This window comes from Brevundimonas diminuta ATCC 11568, assembly GCF_000204035.1.
GTDB lineage: Bacteria > Pseudomonadota > Alphaproteobacteria > Caulobacterales > Caulobacteraceae > Brevundimonas > Brevundimonas diminuta.
Genome location: NZ_GL883084.1, coordinates 93,412 through 108,027 on the forward strand (window position 1 = coordinate 93,412; position 14,616 = coordinate 108,027).

At 68.0% G+C, this 14,616-nt stretch carries 17 protein-coding genes and 1 pseudogene; 6 read left to right on the plus strand and 12 right to left on the minus strand.

What is annotated here, in order from left to right:
* From BDIM_RS17720 to fliQ, 4 genes and pseudogenes are all read right to left on the minus strand, one after another.
* Positions 1-525: pseudogene (locus tag BDIM_RS17720) on the minus strand (hypothetical protein); the annotation flags it as partial.
* 59 nt (positions 526-584) lie between these two features.
* Complete coding sequence (gene flhB, locus BDIM_RS00500; RefSeq protein WP_003163602.1) at positions 585-1,661, minus strand: flagellar biosynthesis protein FlhB; 1,077 nt, start codon at positions 1,659-1,661, stop codon at positions 585-587.
* On the minus strand, positions 1,654-2,424 hold the full coding sequence (fliR, locus tag BDIM_RS00505) for a flagellar biosynthetic protein FliR (protein ID WP_003163603.1): 771 nt from the start codon (positions 2,422-2,424) through the stop codon (positions 1,654-1,656). The genes flhB and fliR overlap by 8 nt, the downstream gene beginning before the upstream one ends.
* 22 nt (positions 2,425-2,446) lie before the next feature.
* Positions 2,447-2,710, minus strand: coding sequence for a flagellar biosynthesis protein FliQ (gene fliQ, locus BDIM_RS00510; RefSeq protein ID WP_003163604.1), 264 nt, complete (start codon positions 2,708-2,710; stop codon positions 2,447-2,449).
* Positions 2,711-2,902: 192 nt separating this feature from the next.
* Here fliQ and BDIM_RS00515 point away from each other — a divergent pair, with 192 nt between their 5' ends.
* The 3 genes from BDIM_RS00515 to BDIM_RS00525 all read left to right on the plus strand — a co-directional run bounded on the left by BDIM_RS00515 (position 2,903) and on the right by BDIM_RS00525 (position 5,784).
* A complete protein-coding gene (locus tag BDIM_RS00515) occupies positions 2,903-3,895 on the plus strand; it encodes an OmpA family protein (protein WP_003163606.1) in 993 nt (330 codons plus the stop codon).
* A gap of 70 nt (positions 3,896-3,965) precedes the next feature.
* A complete protein-coding gene (gene folE, locus BDIM_RS00520) occupies positions 3,966-4,556 on the plus strand; it encodes a GTP cyclohydrolase I FolE (RefSeq protein WP_003163608.1) in 591 nt (196 codons plus the stop codon).
* A gap of 127 nt (positions 4,557-4,683) precedes the next feature.
* On the plus strand, positions 4,684-5,784 hold the full coding sequence (locus tag BDIM_RS00525) for an acyltransferase family protein (protein ID WP_003163609.1): 1,101 nt from the start codon (positions 4,684-4,686) through the stop codon (positions 5,782-5,784).
* On the opposite strand, the gene BDIM_RS00530 is transcribed toward BDIM_RS00525, so the two are convergent.
* The 3 genes from BDIM_RS00530 to BDIM_RS00540 all read right to left on the minus strand — a co-directional run bounded on the left by BDIM_RS00530 (position 5,781) and on the right by BDIM_RS00540 (position 7,962).
* On the minus strand, positions 5,781-6,164 hold the full coding sequence (locus tag BDIM_RS00530; protein WP_003163610.1) for a VOC family protein: 384 nt from the start codon (positions 6,162-6,164) through the stop codon (positions 5,781-5,783). The two genes, BDIM_RS00525 and BDIM_RS00530, sit on opposite strands and share 4 nt — an antisense overlap.
* Before the next feature lie 128 nt (positions 6,165-6,292).
* Positions 6,293-6,496 carry a cold-shock protein gene (locus tag BDIM_RS00535; protein ID WP_003163611.1) on the minus strand — a complete coding sequence of 68 codons (204 nt, stop codon included), beginning with the start codon at positions 6,494-6,496 and terminating at the stop codon, positions 6,293-6,295.
* A 368-nt stretch (positions 6,497-6,864) separates the two neighbouring features.
* Complete coding sequence (locus tag BDIM_RS00540; RefSeq protein ID WP_003163612.1) at positions 6,865-7,962, minus strand: serine hydrolase domain-containing protein; 1,098 nt, start codon at positions 7,960-7,962, stop codon at positions 6,865-6,867.
* 95 nt (positions 7,963-8,057) lie between these two features.
* Between BDIM_RS00540 and ppk2 the strand changes: the two genes are divergently transcribed.
* A complete protein-coding gene (gene ppk2 / locus BDIM_RS00545) occupies positions 8,058-8,801 on the plus strand; it encodes a polyphosphate kinase 2 (RefSeq protein WP_003163613.1) in 744 nt (247 codons plus the stop codon).
* Positions 8,802-8,807: 6 nt separating this feature from the next.
* Here ppk2 and BDIM_RS00550 read toward each other — a convergent pair whose 3' ends face one another.
* Together BDIM_RS00550 and BDIM_RS00555 are read right to left on the minus strand one after the other, a co-directional pair.
* Positions 8,808-9,446, minus strand: a complete 639-nt coding sequence (locus BDIM_RS00550; protein ID WP_081461798.1) for a DUF2238 domain-containing protein — start codon at positions 9,444-9,446, stop codon at positions 8,808-8,810.
* 78 nt (positions 9,447-9,524) lie between these two features.
* Positions 9,525-10,772, minus strand: a complete 1,248-nt coding sequence (locus BDIM_RS00555) for an MFS transporter (protein ID WP_244911876.1) — start codon at positions 10,770-10,772, stop codon at positions 9,525-9,527.
* 61 nt (positions 10,773-10,833) lie between these two features.
* On the opposite strand from BDIM_RS00555, the gene BDIM_RS00560 reads away from it, so the two are divergent.
* Together BDIM_RS00560 and BDIM_RS00565 are read left to right on the plus strand one after the other, a co-directional pair.
* Positions 10,834-11,853 (plus strand): UbiA family prenyltransferase, encoded by a 1,020-nt coding sequence (locus tag BDIM_RS00560; RefSeq protein ID WP_003163616.1) that lies wholly within the window; start codon positions 10,834-10,836, stop codon positions 11,851-11,853.
* A 25-nt stretch (positions 11,854-11,878) separates the two neighbouring features.
* Positions 11,879-12,721: a DUF3298 and DUF4163 domain-containing protein gene (locus tag BDIM_RS00565; protein WP_003163617.1), complete on the plus strand. Its 843-nt coding sequence runs from the start codon at positions 11,879-11,881 to the stop codon at positions 12,719-12,721.
* A gap of 7 nt (positions 12,722-12,728) precedes the next feature.
* On the opposite strand, the gene BDIM_RS00570 is transcribed toward BDIM_RS00565, so the two are convergent.
* The 3 genes from BDIM_RS00570 to BDIM_RS00580 all read right to left on the minus strand — a co-directional run bounded on the left by BDIM_RS00570 (position 12,729) and on the right by BDIM_RS00580 (position 14,388).
* Positions 12,729-13,658, minus strand: coding sequence for an alpha/beta fold hydrolase (locus BDIM_RS00570; RefSeq protein ID WP_003163618.1), 930 nt, complete (start codon positions 13,656-13,658; stop codon positions 12,729-12,731).
* 125 nt (positions 13,659-13,783) lie between these two features.
* On the minus strand, positions 13,784-13,981 hold the full coding sequence (locus tag BDIM_RS00575) for a helix-turn-helix transcriptional regulator (RefSeq protein ID WP_003163619.1): 198 nt from the start codon (positions 13,979-13,981) through the stop codon (positions 13,784-13,786).
* Positions 13,981-14,388 (minus strand): hypothetical protein, encoded by a 408-nt coding sequence (locus BDIM_RS00580; protein ID WP_003163620.1) that lies wholly within the window; start codon positions 14,386-14,388, stop codon positions 13,981-13,983. The genes BDIM_RS00575 and BDIM_RS00580 overlap by 1 nt, the downstream gene beginning before the upstream one ends.
* Positions 14,389-14,616: the final 228 nt, after the last annotated feature.

The window sequence follows — 14,616 nt, forward strand, 5'->3', positions numbered from 1 at the left end:
CGCGGCGCGGACGAGGAAACGCCCCTGCCCCGCCTGGCCGATCAGCACCTCGATCTCGCGCGCGCCGATCTGGACGATGGCGCGGCCCTGATGCCCCTCGCGCGCCTGGGCGAAAGCCATGTAGAGGGCCTGGGCGGATTTCCCGCCCCCCTTGCCGGCTCTGGGCAGGGTGGTGACGGTCCCGTTCTCCTCGGCCCAGGCGGCGTTATAGGCCAGCACCTGGCCTGACGGCTGCACCAGGGCGGCGGGCTCGGCCATGGCGTCCAGCATCTCGACCGCCGTATCGCCTGAAGGCGAGCGACGCTCTGACCGGCCGAACGCCGACAGCCAGATCAGCGCCGTCGCCCCCGCCGCGAAGATCAAGATCAGCCCCGGCGCGGTGAAGGCGCTGGCCCGGAACGCCGGATAGGCGATGGCCGCGATCGCCAGGGCGAAGCCGACCGCCATCGCGACCAGCCACGGATCGAAGCGCGGGCGGCCCGCGATGCGGGTCTTCTGGCGGTCTTGCGGTCGGGAAATGGTCATGGCGTCTCGCCCGCGCGAATCAGGGTTCGTCAGCATACGCCGTTCCTCCGCCGTCGCCTTCATCGCCGCTTCCTTTGCTGCATGACGAAGCCGATGACCTTGGCGGCCGCCTCGAAATGTTCGCGCGGGATGACGCCGTCCACCTCGACCGCCGCATAGAGGGCGCGGGCCAGGGGCACGTTCTCGACGATGGGCACCTTGTGCTCCCTGGCCACCTCGCGGATGCGCAAGGCCAGGGCGTCCACGCCCTTGGCGACGCAGACTGGCGCGCCGTCGCCCTTGTCCGGTTCATAACGCAGGGCGACCGAATAGTGGGTCGGGTTGGTGATGATGACGGTGGCGTCGGGTACAGCCTGCATCATCCGCTGGCGGCCGCGCTGCATGCGGATCTGACGCAGCTTGGCCTTGACGTGCGGGTCGCCGTCGGACTGTTTGAAGTCTTCCTTCAGCTCTTCCTTGGTCATCCGCATCCGCTTGGCGAAGCGCATCCGCTGCCACAGATAGTCAGCCCCCGCCGTCAGCGACAGAAACACGAGGGCCGACAGCATCAGCGCCAGCGCCAGGTCGCGCGCGAACGGCAGGATCATCGCCGGGCTCATGGCGGCCAGGTTCTCGAGCTCGCGCGCGTGAGGCTTCAGCACCCACCAGCAGACGGCGCCGATGGCGACCAGCTTGATGAAGGTCTTGAGGAACTGCACCAGGCCGTCCGGGCCGAAGATGCGCTTGAAGCCCTCCAGCGGATTCACCTTGGACCACTTCGGCTTGACCTTGTCGGCGGTGAAGATGAGGCCCGACTGAGCCAGATTGCCGCCGACCCCGCCCAGGATGACCGCAAACATCAGGGCCGCCAGGAACGGCGCCGCCGCCCAGACGGCGTGCATGCCGATCTCGACGCCTCCGCCCGCCTCCAGCCCGCCGATCATGGCGTGCGGCTGGGCCAGGAAGGGCGTCAGCGCCTCGGCGATCCGGGTCGAAAACCAGCCGCCGCCCGCCAGCAGCACGCCGGCCGCCCCGGCCAGAGACAGGGCCGCCGCCACGTCCGGCGACTTGGCGACATCGCCCTTTTTCCGCGCCTCTTCGAGTTTTCGCGGGGTGGCGTCTTCTGTTTTCGACTCGGGATCGGGGCCGTCAGCCAACGGCGCCTCCCGTGAAGAAGGCCGCCACCGAACGGTAGCGGTCGATGAAGACGGTCCCCACCACGCCCAGGCTGAGCGTGAACACCGACAGGCCCAGGATGACGCTCAAGGGCGCGGCGGCGAAATAGACCTGGAAGCTGGGCATGACCCGCGCCACCAGGCCCGAGGCCAGGTTGAAGATCAGGGCGAACACCAGCACCGGCGCCGCCAGCTGCACCCCGAGCATGAAGCTCTGGCTCAGGGTCTTCACCGCCATCTGGGTGAAGTCCGACACGATCAGCGGCTTGGCCGGGGCGATGGCCTCATACGATCCGACCATGCCGCCGATGAACAGGTGATGGGTGTTGGTGGCGAACACCAGGGTCACGCCCAGCAGCATCAGGAAGGCCGACAGGGTCGTCCCCGGCTGGGCCTGCAGGGGGTTGGCGGTCTGGGAGAAGCCCAGCGTCGTCTGCAGGGAGACGATCTCGCCCGCCGTGGTCAGGGCGGTCATGAAGCTGCGCAGGATGGCGCCGATGGCCAGGCCGGTCAGCACCTCGCGCATCACCCAGCCGACGGTGGCGCCCAGGGTCGCGGGCAGGGCCGGCAGGCTGGCGCCCACGATGGGCCACAGCGCCAGCGACAGCACCAGCGCCAGCGACAGGCGCACCCGCGGCGGCACATAGGATTCGCCGAAGCCCGGCAACAGCATCAGGATCGCGCCGACGCGTGCGAAGATCAGCCCCCCGGCCCAGACCTGTTCCGCCGTGGCGTAAGGCTCCATGTCCCTGCCCTACAGCCTCGCCCTACATGCCCGCGATGCGAGCGGCGATCTCGCGCATGAAACCGCCCAGCAGCGCGCCCATCAGCGGCAGGAACAGCAGCAGGGACACGAAGATGGCGATGATCTTGGGCGCATAGACCAGGGTCTGCTCCTGGATCTGGGTCAGGGCCTGGAACAGGCCGATGGCCACGCCGACCACCAGGGCCACGATCAGGGCCGGCAGGCACAGCTGGATCGTCAGCCACAGGGCGTCGCGACCCACATCCAGAACTTCCGCGCCGCTCATCGCCGATCCCCGAAGCGCCCCGAACACAAGCACGGGACAGTGGGCAGAAAATGCCGACAGGATGGTTAACGCGACGTTAGGACGATGCAATGAGACCGATGTTCCGGTCGATGCCGGTTCATTCGATTGACAACAGCGGCGACTAGACGAACGTTTTCACCCTCCCCCCGATCAACGCCTGAAGGATGCCTCATGAAACCGTTCCTGCGTCTCGCCTCCGTCCTGACGATCGCGACCTCGGCCTTGCTGGTCGCTGCGTGCGACAACAAGGCGCCGGAACAGACTGAAACGGCGACGGCTCCGGCCGAGGGCGCCTCGGCCGCCGCCGGTCCCTTCGACGTGAACAGCGTGGCCCTGTCGACCGCCAGCCTGGGCGACTTCCCCTATCTGCGCCTGCCCGAGGGCTACAAGCCGCAGAACAGCGAGGCGCACGACTTCGCCGACTTCCCCTTCTGGACCGGCGCCCGGTTCGAAATGATCGAAGGCCGCGTTCATCAGACCCAGATCACCAACGACACCGGCAAGAGCTTCTCTCGGCTGGAGTTGCTGCGAAACATGGAGCACGCGCTGAAAGAGGCGGGCGCCGTTCGCATCTTCGACGGCCAGATTCCCAGCGACGCCGCCCACGCCCTGCCCGAGGCGGTGCAGATGGCGGCCCTGAACGGTATCGGCGACATCTATAACGGTCCGTCGCAGACCTGGGTGATCCGTCAGGCGGACCGCACGGTCTGGGTTCACCTGTATGTCGGCAGCGCGCAAGGCTCGATGGCGGTGGTCGAGGCCAAGGCCCTGGCGCCGACCGCCGGCCTGCTGCCCGCCAGCGAACTGGCGCGCAAGATCGCCGCCGACGGCCGCGTCGCGGTGCCGGTCGAGTTCGCGCTGGACAAGGCTGACATCCTGGACGCCTCGCGTCCTCAGATCGACGCCATGGCCCAGATGCTGAAGGACGAAGCTGGCCTGCGCCTGTCCGTCGAGGGCCACACCGACAACACCGGCGCGCCCGCCCGCAACCGTCCGCTGTCCGAAGAACGCGCCCGCGCCGTGGTCGCCGCCCTGACGCAGCAGGGGATCGACGCCAAGCGGCTGGAGGCCAAGGGCTTCGGCGCCGACAAGCCTGTGGCCGACAACGCCAGCGACGAAGGCCGCGCCCGCAATCGCCGCGTCGAACTGGTCCGCCTGCCCTGATCGGGGCAGAAGCCGTTTTAAACAGCGGCGCCGTTTCCAAAACCTGTGCAGGGGAGGTATGCAGCCTGTCATGAGCGACCAGACCCCCTCCTCCCCCGCCGTTTCCCAGGAAGAAGCCGAAGCCGCCGTCCGCACCCTGATCCGCTGGGCCGGCGACAATCCTGCACGCGAAGGCCTGATCGAGACGCCCAAGCGCGTGGCCAAGTCCTATCGCGAGCTGTTCCAGGGCTATGAAGTCGAACCGCGCGACTATCTGGAGAAGACCTTCGAGGAGGTCGGCGGCTACGACGAGCTGGTGGTCCTGAAGGACATCCGCTTCGTCAGCTTCTGCGAGCATCACATGCTGCCGGTGGTGGGTAAGGCGCACGTCGCCTATCTGCCGACCGATCGGGTCGTCGGCATCTCCAAGCTGGCCCGCGTGGTGCGCGGCTACGCCCGGCGCCTGCAGATTCAGGAGAAGATGACGTCCGAGATCGCCAACGCCATCCAGGACGTGCTGCGCCCCCACGGCGTCGGCGTGGTCATCGAAGCCGAGCACAGCTGCATGACCATGCGCGGCGTCGACGTCCCCGGCGCCAGCCTGTCGACCAGCTGCCTGCTGGGCGCCGTTCGCGAAGACCCGCGCACACGCGAGGAATTCCTGCGTCTGGTGCGAGGATAAGAGATCCTGCCCTCCTTCTCCCCGTGAGAAGGAGGGCAACGGCCCCGTTCTTGCGTAACAGCATTCGAACAAGGGGGTCGTGATGCTGCAGGCTGTATTTTCGTCCCGGAATGAACCGCCGCCAATCATGCGCGGAGGCTGGCTGGACGCGCTGCGTTTCATCGTGGCCGCCCTGATCATCCTGCATCACTTCCAGATGTCGGCGCCCGTCCCCCTGGCCGAAGGACTGCATCCCGTGTTCGAGCGCGGCGGCTTCCTGCTGACCAACTTCTTCCTGATCGACAGCGGATACGTGCTGATGCGGGTCTATGGCCGCGCGGTCGGCTCGGGCCGGATGTCCAAGACCGACTTCTTCATCAAGCGGGCCTTGAGGGTGTATCCGGCGCATCTGATCGTGCTGGGCTTGCTGGTGGCGCTGGTGCTGGCGGCGACCGCCGCGGGCATGCCGCCCAGCCATCCCGAGTGGTTCGCCTGGGATCAGCTTCCCGCCCAGGCGGCCCTGGTGCAGTCGTTCGGCGTGCACGGCGGCCTGGGCTGGAACGCCCCAACCTGGTCGATCTCGGCCCTGCTGGGCTGCTACGTCGCCTTCCCCTTCGTGCTGCGGGGTCTCAGCCGGATCGGGCCGTGGACGGCGCTGATCCTGGTCGTCGTCGGCTATCTGGCCGCCAATGAACTGAGCTGGGCGATCCTGAAATATCCCGTCTATCAGATGCCGCTGAACCTGGGCATCTGGCGCGCCCTGCCGCTGTTCATCCTGGGCATGGGGCTGGCCTGGTTCGCGCAAGGCGTGTGGATCAACGCCCGCATCGCCGGCTGGGCCGGGGTGCTGGCCGCCGTCGGCCTGGCCGTCGCCCAGTATTTCGACAAGAACGCCCTTCTGTCGCTGGTCTTCATCTCCATCATCATCCTGGCGGCGGGCGCCGTGCCGACCAAGCGGCCGTCGAAGCTGGTCGAGGCGGCGGCCATGGTCTCCTTCTCCATGTTCATCTCGAACGAGGTGGTGCGCATCGCCTGGTTCGGCCTGGCCGAGGCCTTCGCCGACAAGCTGGCGCTGGGCGAGGCCTGGCGCTGGGGCCTGTGGGCTCTGGGCGTGCTGGCGGCCTTCGTCTTCGCCTTCGGCCTGCACTATCTGATCGACCAGCCGATCCAGAACCGCATCCGCGCCTGGCTGAAGGCGCGCGGCAAGGGCGCCGCCGTCAGCCAGCCGGTCGTCTCTCTGGAGGGCTAGGCCCCGCCCGCGCCGCCGACCAGGTGCAGGATGTTGCCGTCCGGATCCTTGAACCAGGCCAGACGCAGCGGCCCGGCGACATGGACGTCGCCGTCATGCGCCATGCCGTCATAGCGTTCAAAGACGACGCCCTTGGTCTTGAGATCGGCGACGATGTCGTCCACCTCGACGCCCACGTCCCAGGTCACGGCGTTGGCCTGGTTCGTCCCGGCGAAGTCCGAGCGGTAGACCGTCAGCCAGGTGTTCCCGGTGCGATAGCCCAGCACCCCGTCCATGCCGGTGTCCGCCAGGTTCAGACCCAGCACGTCGGAATAGAAGGCCCTGGCGCGCTCCAGATCCTTCACCGCCACGATGGCCGAAGAGTTCTTGTCCTTGAGCATGGTGTTTCTCCCGTTTCGAGAGACAACCATCGGCGCCCAGGGTCGATCCCTGCGAGGCGCGACAAAAAAGACGCGGAGGTCGCCCTCCGCGTCTTCTTCTTTTCACGAACCAGAAGGTCCGTAAGGCCTTAGAGGAGCTTGAGATCCACGGCCGAAGTCTTGCCGCGCTGGGTTTCCAGCTCGTACTCGACCTTGGCGTTGTCATCGAGACCCACCAGACCCGCCTTTTGCACGGCGGTGATGTGGACGAAAACGTCCGCGCCGCCCGTGTCGGGTTGAATGAAGCCGAAGCCCTTCGTGGGGTTGAACCACTTGACCGTGCCGGTCGCCATATTGCGTCTCCGTAAACGCGCTTTTCCAGGCGGACGTCCTAGCAGGATCGCCCGTCAGCCCATCTGGACAAGCTCGTTCAGGCGAAGGAGCAAGACGCGGGTTTGGACCCCACGTGAAATCCGGACTGCGGCGATGTTGTCACCCGACTATCCACAGCGGTCAACTGTAAAGCGAAACCGAGCCGACAGGCTTTACAGTTAATTTCGCCGCGACGCGCGCAGCTTGCGCTTCTTGGCGCCCAACCGACCACGCACCGACGCGCAGTGATGAGGTCCGACGACTGCACATGGCCGAACAGACGACGTTCCGCCCCGTGCAAACACCGAAGAAACGCCGCTCCAGAAGCGCAGAAGCGGCTATAGCGGGCTCAGATACCCAGCATTTCCATAGCCATGGCCTGACAGGCCGGGCCGCCGCGCCCGCCGTCGTTGGACAGGCCGAAGACGGCCCGACCGCCCGCCGGATCGACCAGGGCGATGGCGTGCCACAGGGTGTTCGAACCCTCATGGGCGATCACCGACCCCTTGGCCCAGGGCTGGGGCGGCAGGACGATCCAGCCATGGGCGTAGTTGCGCCCCTCGCCCGGCGTGACGAGACGCCGCACCGTCTCCGGTTTCAGCCAGCCGCCGCCTTCGGTCAGGAAGACCTGTAGAAAGCGGGCGTAGTCGGCCGCCGTCATGTGAACCGTGCCCGCCGGGCCGAGCGCCAGAGGATTGTCCGAACCCGGATCGACCGGGTCCATCGGCACGGCCGTCTCGCCCATGCGGCGGTGCCCCCAGGCGTTGTCGCTTCCAGCCGGCGCGCCGAACCCCGCCGAGGCCAGGCCCAGGGGGCCGAACACCTCGGCCTGCATGGCCTCTTCCCACGAGCCGCCGGTGACGGCCTCGATCGCCGCTCCGACCAGCACATAGTTGGCGTTGCCATAGGCGAACGCCCCGCGCTCGCCGGACGGCGGAGCGGCCAGCGCCTTATCGACGATGGCGCGGCGCTGTGCGGGCAGGGATTGAGGGGCGGCGCGGGCGGTCATCAGCCAGGCCATGCCCATGACCGCCTCGTCCTTCAGCCCCGCCGTGTGGGTCATGAAGTCGTCCAGCGTCGCGCCGTCCCAGCCCGCGTCGATCGTCAGGTCGGGAAAGGCGTCAGCCAGCGGCATGGCCCAGCGCGCCCGTCCCTGCTCGACCAGGCGGGCGAACAGCGCCGCCGTCATCGCCTTGGTGTTGGAGCCCAGGTGCCAACGGTCGTCCGTCGTCGCCGGATCGTCCCCTCCCGCGCGCCGCACGCCGCGCACGCCGGACCAGGCCAGCCCTTGAGCCGTCACGACCCCGCCCGCCAGGGCGATCGGCCTGACCCCGTCGAAGGCTGTCGTCAGGGCGGCGTCGAACGCTCCTTCGCCTTGGGCGCGCGCCGCCGATGGCGCGACTGCGGCCGCAGCGCCGACGGCCAGGACATGACGACGATTGATCATTTTCGGCTCCTTTTGCGTTGCACCCTGAACAGCAAGGCTGGCGACGCCAGTGAATTCGCCGCAAGGTTGGTCGATCGCGACACAAGGACACGCCCATGGCCAAGGACGACTACGCCGACATCCTGGAAGCCCTGCAGATCCAGATGGTCGAGACCCAGGCCTGGGCCATCGAACAGGGGCTGAAGGTCGTCATCGTCTTCGAGGGGCGCGACGCCGCCGGCAAGGACGGGGCGATCAAGCGGATGACCGAATACATGGCCCCGCGGCAGACGCGCGTCGTCGCCCTGCCCAAGCCGACCGAGCGCGAAACGACGCAATGGTATTTCCAGCGCTACGCCGCCCATCTGCCGGCGGCGGGCGAGATCGTGATCTTCAACCGCTCCTGGTACAATCGGGCCGGGGTCGAGGCGGTCATGGGCTTCTGCACGCCCGAGCAGCATGAGCGCTTCCTGCACGACGCCCCGCATTTCGAGCGGATGCTGACCCAGTCGGGCGTCATCCTGATCAAGCTGTGGCTGGACATCAGCCGCGACGAACAGGCCCGCCGCCTGGAGGAGCGCGTCGACCACCCGCTGAAGCGGTTCAAGGTCTCGTCCCTGGACGCCGAGGCCCAGGCCCGCTGGAGCGCCTATTCCGCCGCCCGCGACGAGATGCTGAAGCGCACGCATCTGGACTATGCGCCCTGGACCGTGGTGGCGACGGATCAGAAGAAGACGGCGCGGCTGAACATCCTGCGCCATGTCCTGCGTCGCCTCGACCGACCCGGCCTTGAGTGCCGCGAGCCGGACCCGGACGTGGTCTTCCCTGGCGACGAGGCGCAAGGGCGGCTGGCGGAATAGGCCTCTTCAGCCGCCGAACAGCCGCCGATTCTTGTCGACGAAAGCGCGCATGGCCCGCACCAGCGGCCCGCCCTGGCGCCCTTTCAGATAGGCCCAACCGGCGCCCGCCCCGATCAGGGCGCCGATGGAATCCACGATCAGATCCCACATGGTGTCGACCAGGCCGGACTTCTGGGTGTTGAGGCCGAACACCTGGTCCAGCATGAACTCCCAGATCTCCCACAGGGCGCCGATGGTCACGGCGAAGCAGAAGGCGAAGAAGGCCACCGTCAGGGGCGCGGCCTTCAACTGGCGGCCCTGCACCAACATCAGCATCAACAGGGCGCCGACCAGGCCGAAGGCCACGGCCGAGCCGCCGTGCAACACCACGTCCCACCACCAGTAACGCTCGTAGAAGTCGCCCATCTCGCCCAGGAACAGGGTGGCGCACAGGAAGACGGCGATGGCGGTGACGAAGCCGATCGGCAGGTTCAGCCCGATGCGCGGCGCCAGCCAGAACGGAATCAGGGTCAGCAGAAACGTCCCGGCGCCGACGAAGGTGACGCTGAACTCCCCGGTCAGGAAGCCCCCGACGGCCGCGCCCAGCAGCACCAGCCAGGTCAGGGCCAGCAACCAGGGAAATGGGGGCTTCGTGCGTATCGTCATCCGTCTTGTCCGACCGGCTGCTGTTTCTGGCGATCAAGCCTAGCGGGACGATCCCGGCGCGCAAGCCCGCCGTCGCACCTAGCGGCTGCGCGCCGCCTGAAGCCGCATCCACCCAGCGACGCCCAGGGCGCAGACGAGGCTCAACACCGCGCCGACGGCAAAGGTCGCCTGCGGGCCGAAACCGTCCCACAACAGGCCCGCCGCGACATTGCCCGCCAAGGCGATCAGGCCCGAGATCAGGGCGAACAGGCCGAACGCCGAGCCGCGCAGATGGGCGGGCGCCGCATCGGCGATCAAGGTCATCAGCAGGCCTTGCGAAAAGCCCATGTGCAGGCCCCACAGGGCCACGCCCAGATAGAAGACGACCTGATCGCTCGCCAGCGCCAGCGCCACGTCTGCGGCGGCCAGGAAGACCAGGCTGAGCAGCAGCAGGGAGGTACGGCCGATGCGGTCCGACAGCGCCCCCACCGGGAAGGCGGCCAGGCCGAACACCAGGTGCAGCAGGACGATGGCCGCCGGCGCGAAGGCGGCCGGGACGCCGACGTCCAGCCCCTTCATCAGCAGGAAGGACTCGCTGAATCGCGCCAGACCGATCACCGCCGTCAGGGCGATCATGGTCCAGGTGGCGGCGTCCAGACGCAGCGCACCCTTCAGGCTGGGCGGCTTCTTGGCGCCCTCGTCCGGACGCGGCGGGTCGGACACGCCGCCGACCAGCAAGGCCACGGCCAGGAAGGCGGGGATGGAGGCCAGCCAGAACACCGCCTTGATATCGTTCGCCAGCACCACCATCAGCCCGATCGCCACCAGCGGGCCGACGAAACCGCCGACCGTATCCAGCGACTTTCTCAGGCCGAAGGCGCGGCCGCGAATGTCCGGCGGCGTCACGGCGGCGACCAGGGCGTCGCGCGGGGCGGTGCGGACGCCCTTGCCGATCCGGTCCACCCCCTTGGCCAGCAGCACCCCCTCGACCGAGGCCGCCAGAGGGAAGATCGGCTTGGACAGGGCCGCCAGCCCATAACCCGCGACCGCCAGCCATTTGGGCCGCGCAATGCGGTCGGACCAGAAGCCCGACAGGAATTTCACCGCCGTCGCCACGACGACGGAGAAGCCTTCGACCAGACCGATCATCACCGCCGAAGCGCCCAGCCCCACCACCAGATAGATGGGCAGAAGCGTCTGGATCATCTCCGACGAGACATCCATCAGCAGGCTGACGAGGCCCAGAATCCAGACGCTGCGGGGGATGGAGCTGCGAGCCATTCGCGCCCAGTGGCGGATACGGCCCCGCCTGTCCAGCCCCGGCCCGGCTCCGGCGAGAAACTTCATGAAACTGCGATCCGACGCGCCCCCTTCACCCGGCGCCGCATGGAGGGCTAAGACGGTTCGCATGAACACAGCCCCGCTTCCCGACGCCGCCGGCCAGAACTGGGTCGACCGCCATGCGCCCGAGCGGCTGAAGCCCTGGCTGAAGCTGGGCCGCTTCGACCGGCCGATCGGGACGTGGCTGCTGCTGCTGCCCGGCTGGCAAGGGATCATGCTGGCGCTGAACCAGTATGACCGACCGTTCGGCGGCTATGAGCTGTGGCTGGTGGTCGGCTTCGCCGTCGGCGCGGCCCTGATGCGCGGGGCGGGCTGTGCGGTGAACGACATCGTCGACCGCGACTTCGACGCCCAGGTGGCCCGCACGGCCCTGCGCCCCATTCCGGCGGGCCAGATCAGCGTCAAACAGGCCTGGGCCTTCGTCGGCGGCCTCAGCCTCATCAGCCTGTGCATCCTGCTGACGATGAACCTGACGTCGGTGCTGCTGGGCGCCCTGTCGCTGGGGCTGGTGGCGGCTTATCCCTTCATGAAGCGCATCACCTGGTGGCCGCAGGCGTGGCTGGGCCTGACCTTCAACTGGGGCGCCCTGTTGGGCTTCGCGGCGGCGACAGGAGGCCTGTTCGCGCTCGGCTGGCTCTATGTCCTAAGCGTGAAGGCCAGCGGGGACAGCTACTGGATGGCCGAGGGCCTGAACCGCATGGGGAACCTCGCCCTGTCAGCGGGGCTGCTCTACGCGGGCGGGATCTTCTGGACCCTGGGCTACGACACCATCTACGCGCTTCAGGACATCGAGGACGACGTCATGGCCGGGGTGAAGTCCTCGGCGCGGGCGTTGGGCGGCAAGGTCAGGGAAGGCGTGGTCGTCTTTTACGTCCTGGCCGTGGCCCTGGCGGGCGCAGCGGGCTACGTCGCGGGCCTGGGGCCGGTCTTCTATGTCGGTCTGGCGCTCTACGCCCTGCATTTCGTCTGGCAGGTGCGGCGGTTGCAGCCGGACGACCCGAAACTTTCCTTGCGTCTTTTCAAATCAAATCGCGATGCGGGGTTGATCCTTCTGGCCGCCATCGCGTTCAACGGCCTAGCTTTCTGATCGAACCGTTCCAAAGGAGCCCGGCATGATCCCTTCGCGCCCCCTTCGCGTCCTTCTCGTCGCCGCCGCCGTCGCGGTCTCGCTCGCCGCCTGCCAGCGCAATGAGAAGAAGGAGACGCCCGCCGCGCCGGCCGCCTCCGCCCACGCCGTCGAAGGGCCGCTGAAGTACGACAGCGCCACGCCCTACGCCAAGGTCAGCCTGAGCCTGCCGGAAAACGTGCTGTCCTATCCGGCGCTCTACACCCCGCTGTACCGCGACGAGGTGGCCAAGCTGAAGGAATACGCCGAGGGAGCCCAGGCCGACCGCACCGAAGCCGGTTCGCCGGAAGGGATGCCGCCCTATGAGAAGACCATCGTCTACGGCGCCCCGATCGAGACCGGCCGCCTGTTCAGCCTGATGCGGACCGACTTCGACTATTCGGGCGGCGCCCACCCGAACACGGTCGCCACCGGCCTGCTGTGGGACAAGACCGAAGGCCGCCGCATCGCCGCCGCCGAACTGTTCGCCGACAAGGCCGACAAGACCGGCCTGGAGCGCGCCCTGTGCCAGGCGGTGAACACCGCCAAGACCAAGCGTCCCGGCGCCGAGCCGGTCTCGACCAGCGGCGAGATGTGGGCCTGCCCCAAGCTGAAGGACGTAGCCGTGACCCTGGCGCCCGGCTCGGTTCCGGGCAAGGCGGGCGGCCTGACCTTCCTGCTCGACGCCTATGCGGTCGGTCCCTATGTCGAGGGCGCCTATTACCTGACCCTGCCGCTGTCGGCCTTCCAGAGCGCCCTGTCGCCGGAATACGCGGGCGAGTTTGCGGGCGCCCCGACCAAGGCGGGCGACGTCACCGACGACCTGCGGCTGAAGGCGCCCGCCGCCTGATCCGCGATCAGTCCTCGCTCTCTAGGAAGGCGTCGACCAGGGCGTCCAGCCGGTCAGGCTGATCGACCATGATGAAGTGCCGGGCGCCGTCGACGCGCTTCAGCGTCACGCCCGACAGGGCGGCGTATTCGCGGCTCCACAGGGCGTCGGCCATGGCGGCGGGCGCGCCGCCGTCCGCGTCCGAGGCGTAGACCGCCCAGACCGGCGTGGTCATGGCCGCCAGGCCGGGCCGCGCGTCGGTCGTCATCACCTCGCGGATCGCCGAGGCCATCGCCTGACGGTTCGAGGCCATCGACCAGTCGACCATGGCGGCGCGCCCGGCCTCGTCGCGCATCATGCCGACAGCGGTGCGTTCCTGCTGAATGCGAAAGGCCGCTTCGTCCGCGTTCAGGATGGAGGCGGCGGCCTGATCGGCGAAGGGCTTAGCCGTCTGCGGCGTGACCTGCGGGCCGAACATGGCGCTGAAGAAGGGCAGGCTGTCGACGCTCATCACGCGGCTGATCGCCTCGGGATTCTGCTGCGCCAGCAGCAAGCCGCTGAGCCCGCCCATCGAATGGCCGATGACCGCGGGCCGGTCCAGCGTCGCCGCATAGCGCGCCAGTTCATCCACGACAGGCTGGACGAAGGCGCCGTCGCCGTGCGTCCACGCCTCGCCCGCGAAACCGGCCAGTTGCACCAGATGGACACGATGCGTCGCCGACAAACGCCGGGCCAGCGGCCGCCACACCTCGCGCGAGGAGGCGAAACCGGGGATCAGGATCACGTCCGGCCCCTGCCCCATCACCTCGACCGACAGCCGATCGGAGACGAAGGCGGGCGCCTCGGCGCGGGCCGGTTCGGCCTGGGCGGGAGAGACGATGCTGGCGGCGCTGAAGCCGACGGCGGCGGCCAGGATGAAGGCGCGCAGGGTCTTGGCGGGTGCGGAGATCTTGGTCATGGCGTTTCCTTGGCGTGTTGGCCCTGCCCGCTGTTCAGCGCGCAGCAGGGTTCGTCCCTCGAGGCGGCCCCGAAGATGACGGCGATGAAGTGAAACAGAGAGTAAGGTTTTCCTGACTTTACGCGTCAGGCGTGCGGGTTCTCGAAGATGTCCTCGACCGGCCGCTCGAACAGGGCGGCGATGCGATAGGCCAGGTCGAGCGAGGGGTCGTGCTTCTCGGTCTCAAGGGCGTTGACCGCCTGGCGCGACACCCCCAGCGCCTGCCCCAGCTGCTCCTGGGTCCAGTTGCGCTCGACGCGCAGCAGTTTCAGCCGGTTCTTCATCAGTTCGACGACCGAATGAAGGCTGAAACCAGACCGAAGGCCGCCCAGAACAACGGATAGATCAGCCAGGCCGGCAGATGCGGCGCCCCGGCGAACGTCTCGCCGAATCCCCAGAAGGTCGCCGCCGCCATCGCCAGGCCGGAGGCGATGATGAACTGCTTGGCCGTGACCATGCGCACGAACTCATCGCTTTCCCGCATCAGCGACAGCGTCGCCCAGATCTGGCCGATGACCGGAGCCGCCACGGCCGCCGCCAGCACCCACCCCGCAGGCCGCCCCATCACGCCGTCGAAGGCGTCGGTGGTCATCATCGCCACGCAGATCGCCACATAAGGGACCATAAAGGCGAAGGTCCGCAGGACGTAGCGACGTCCGGCGGGGGTCTGTTGTTTGGAGAGGGTCAACATGGCAGGCGCTCCTGACTTTGTGTAAGGCCAACCTGACACTGCCTTCATGTCATGTCAACCTGACTTTTTATCAGCCTGTCCTGACTTTGTTGCCAGCGCCTTCGGCGGCCCCTAGCTTGTCGACATGCGTAGCCTTCCCGCCTTCGTCCTGGCCGTCCTGACGGCCGCCGCGCCCCTTGCGGCCCCGGTCGCCTCGCCTGCCCCGCCCGCCGTCGAGCAGGATGTCCG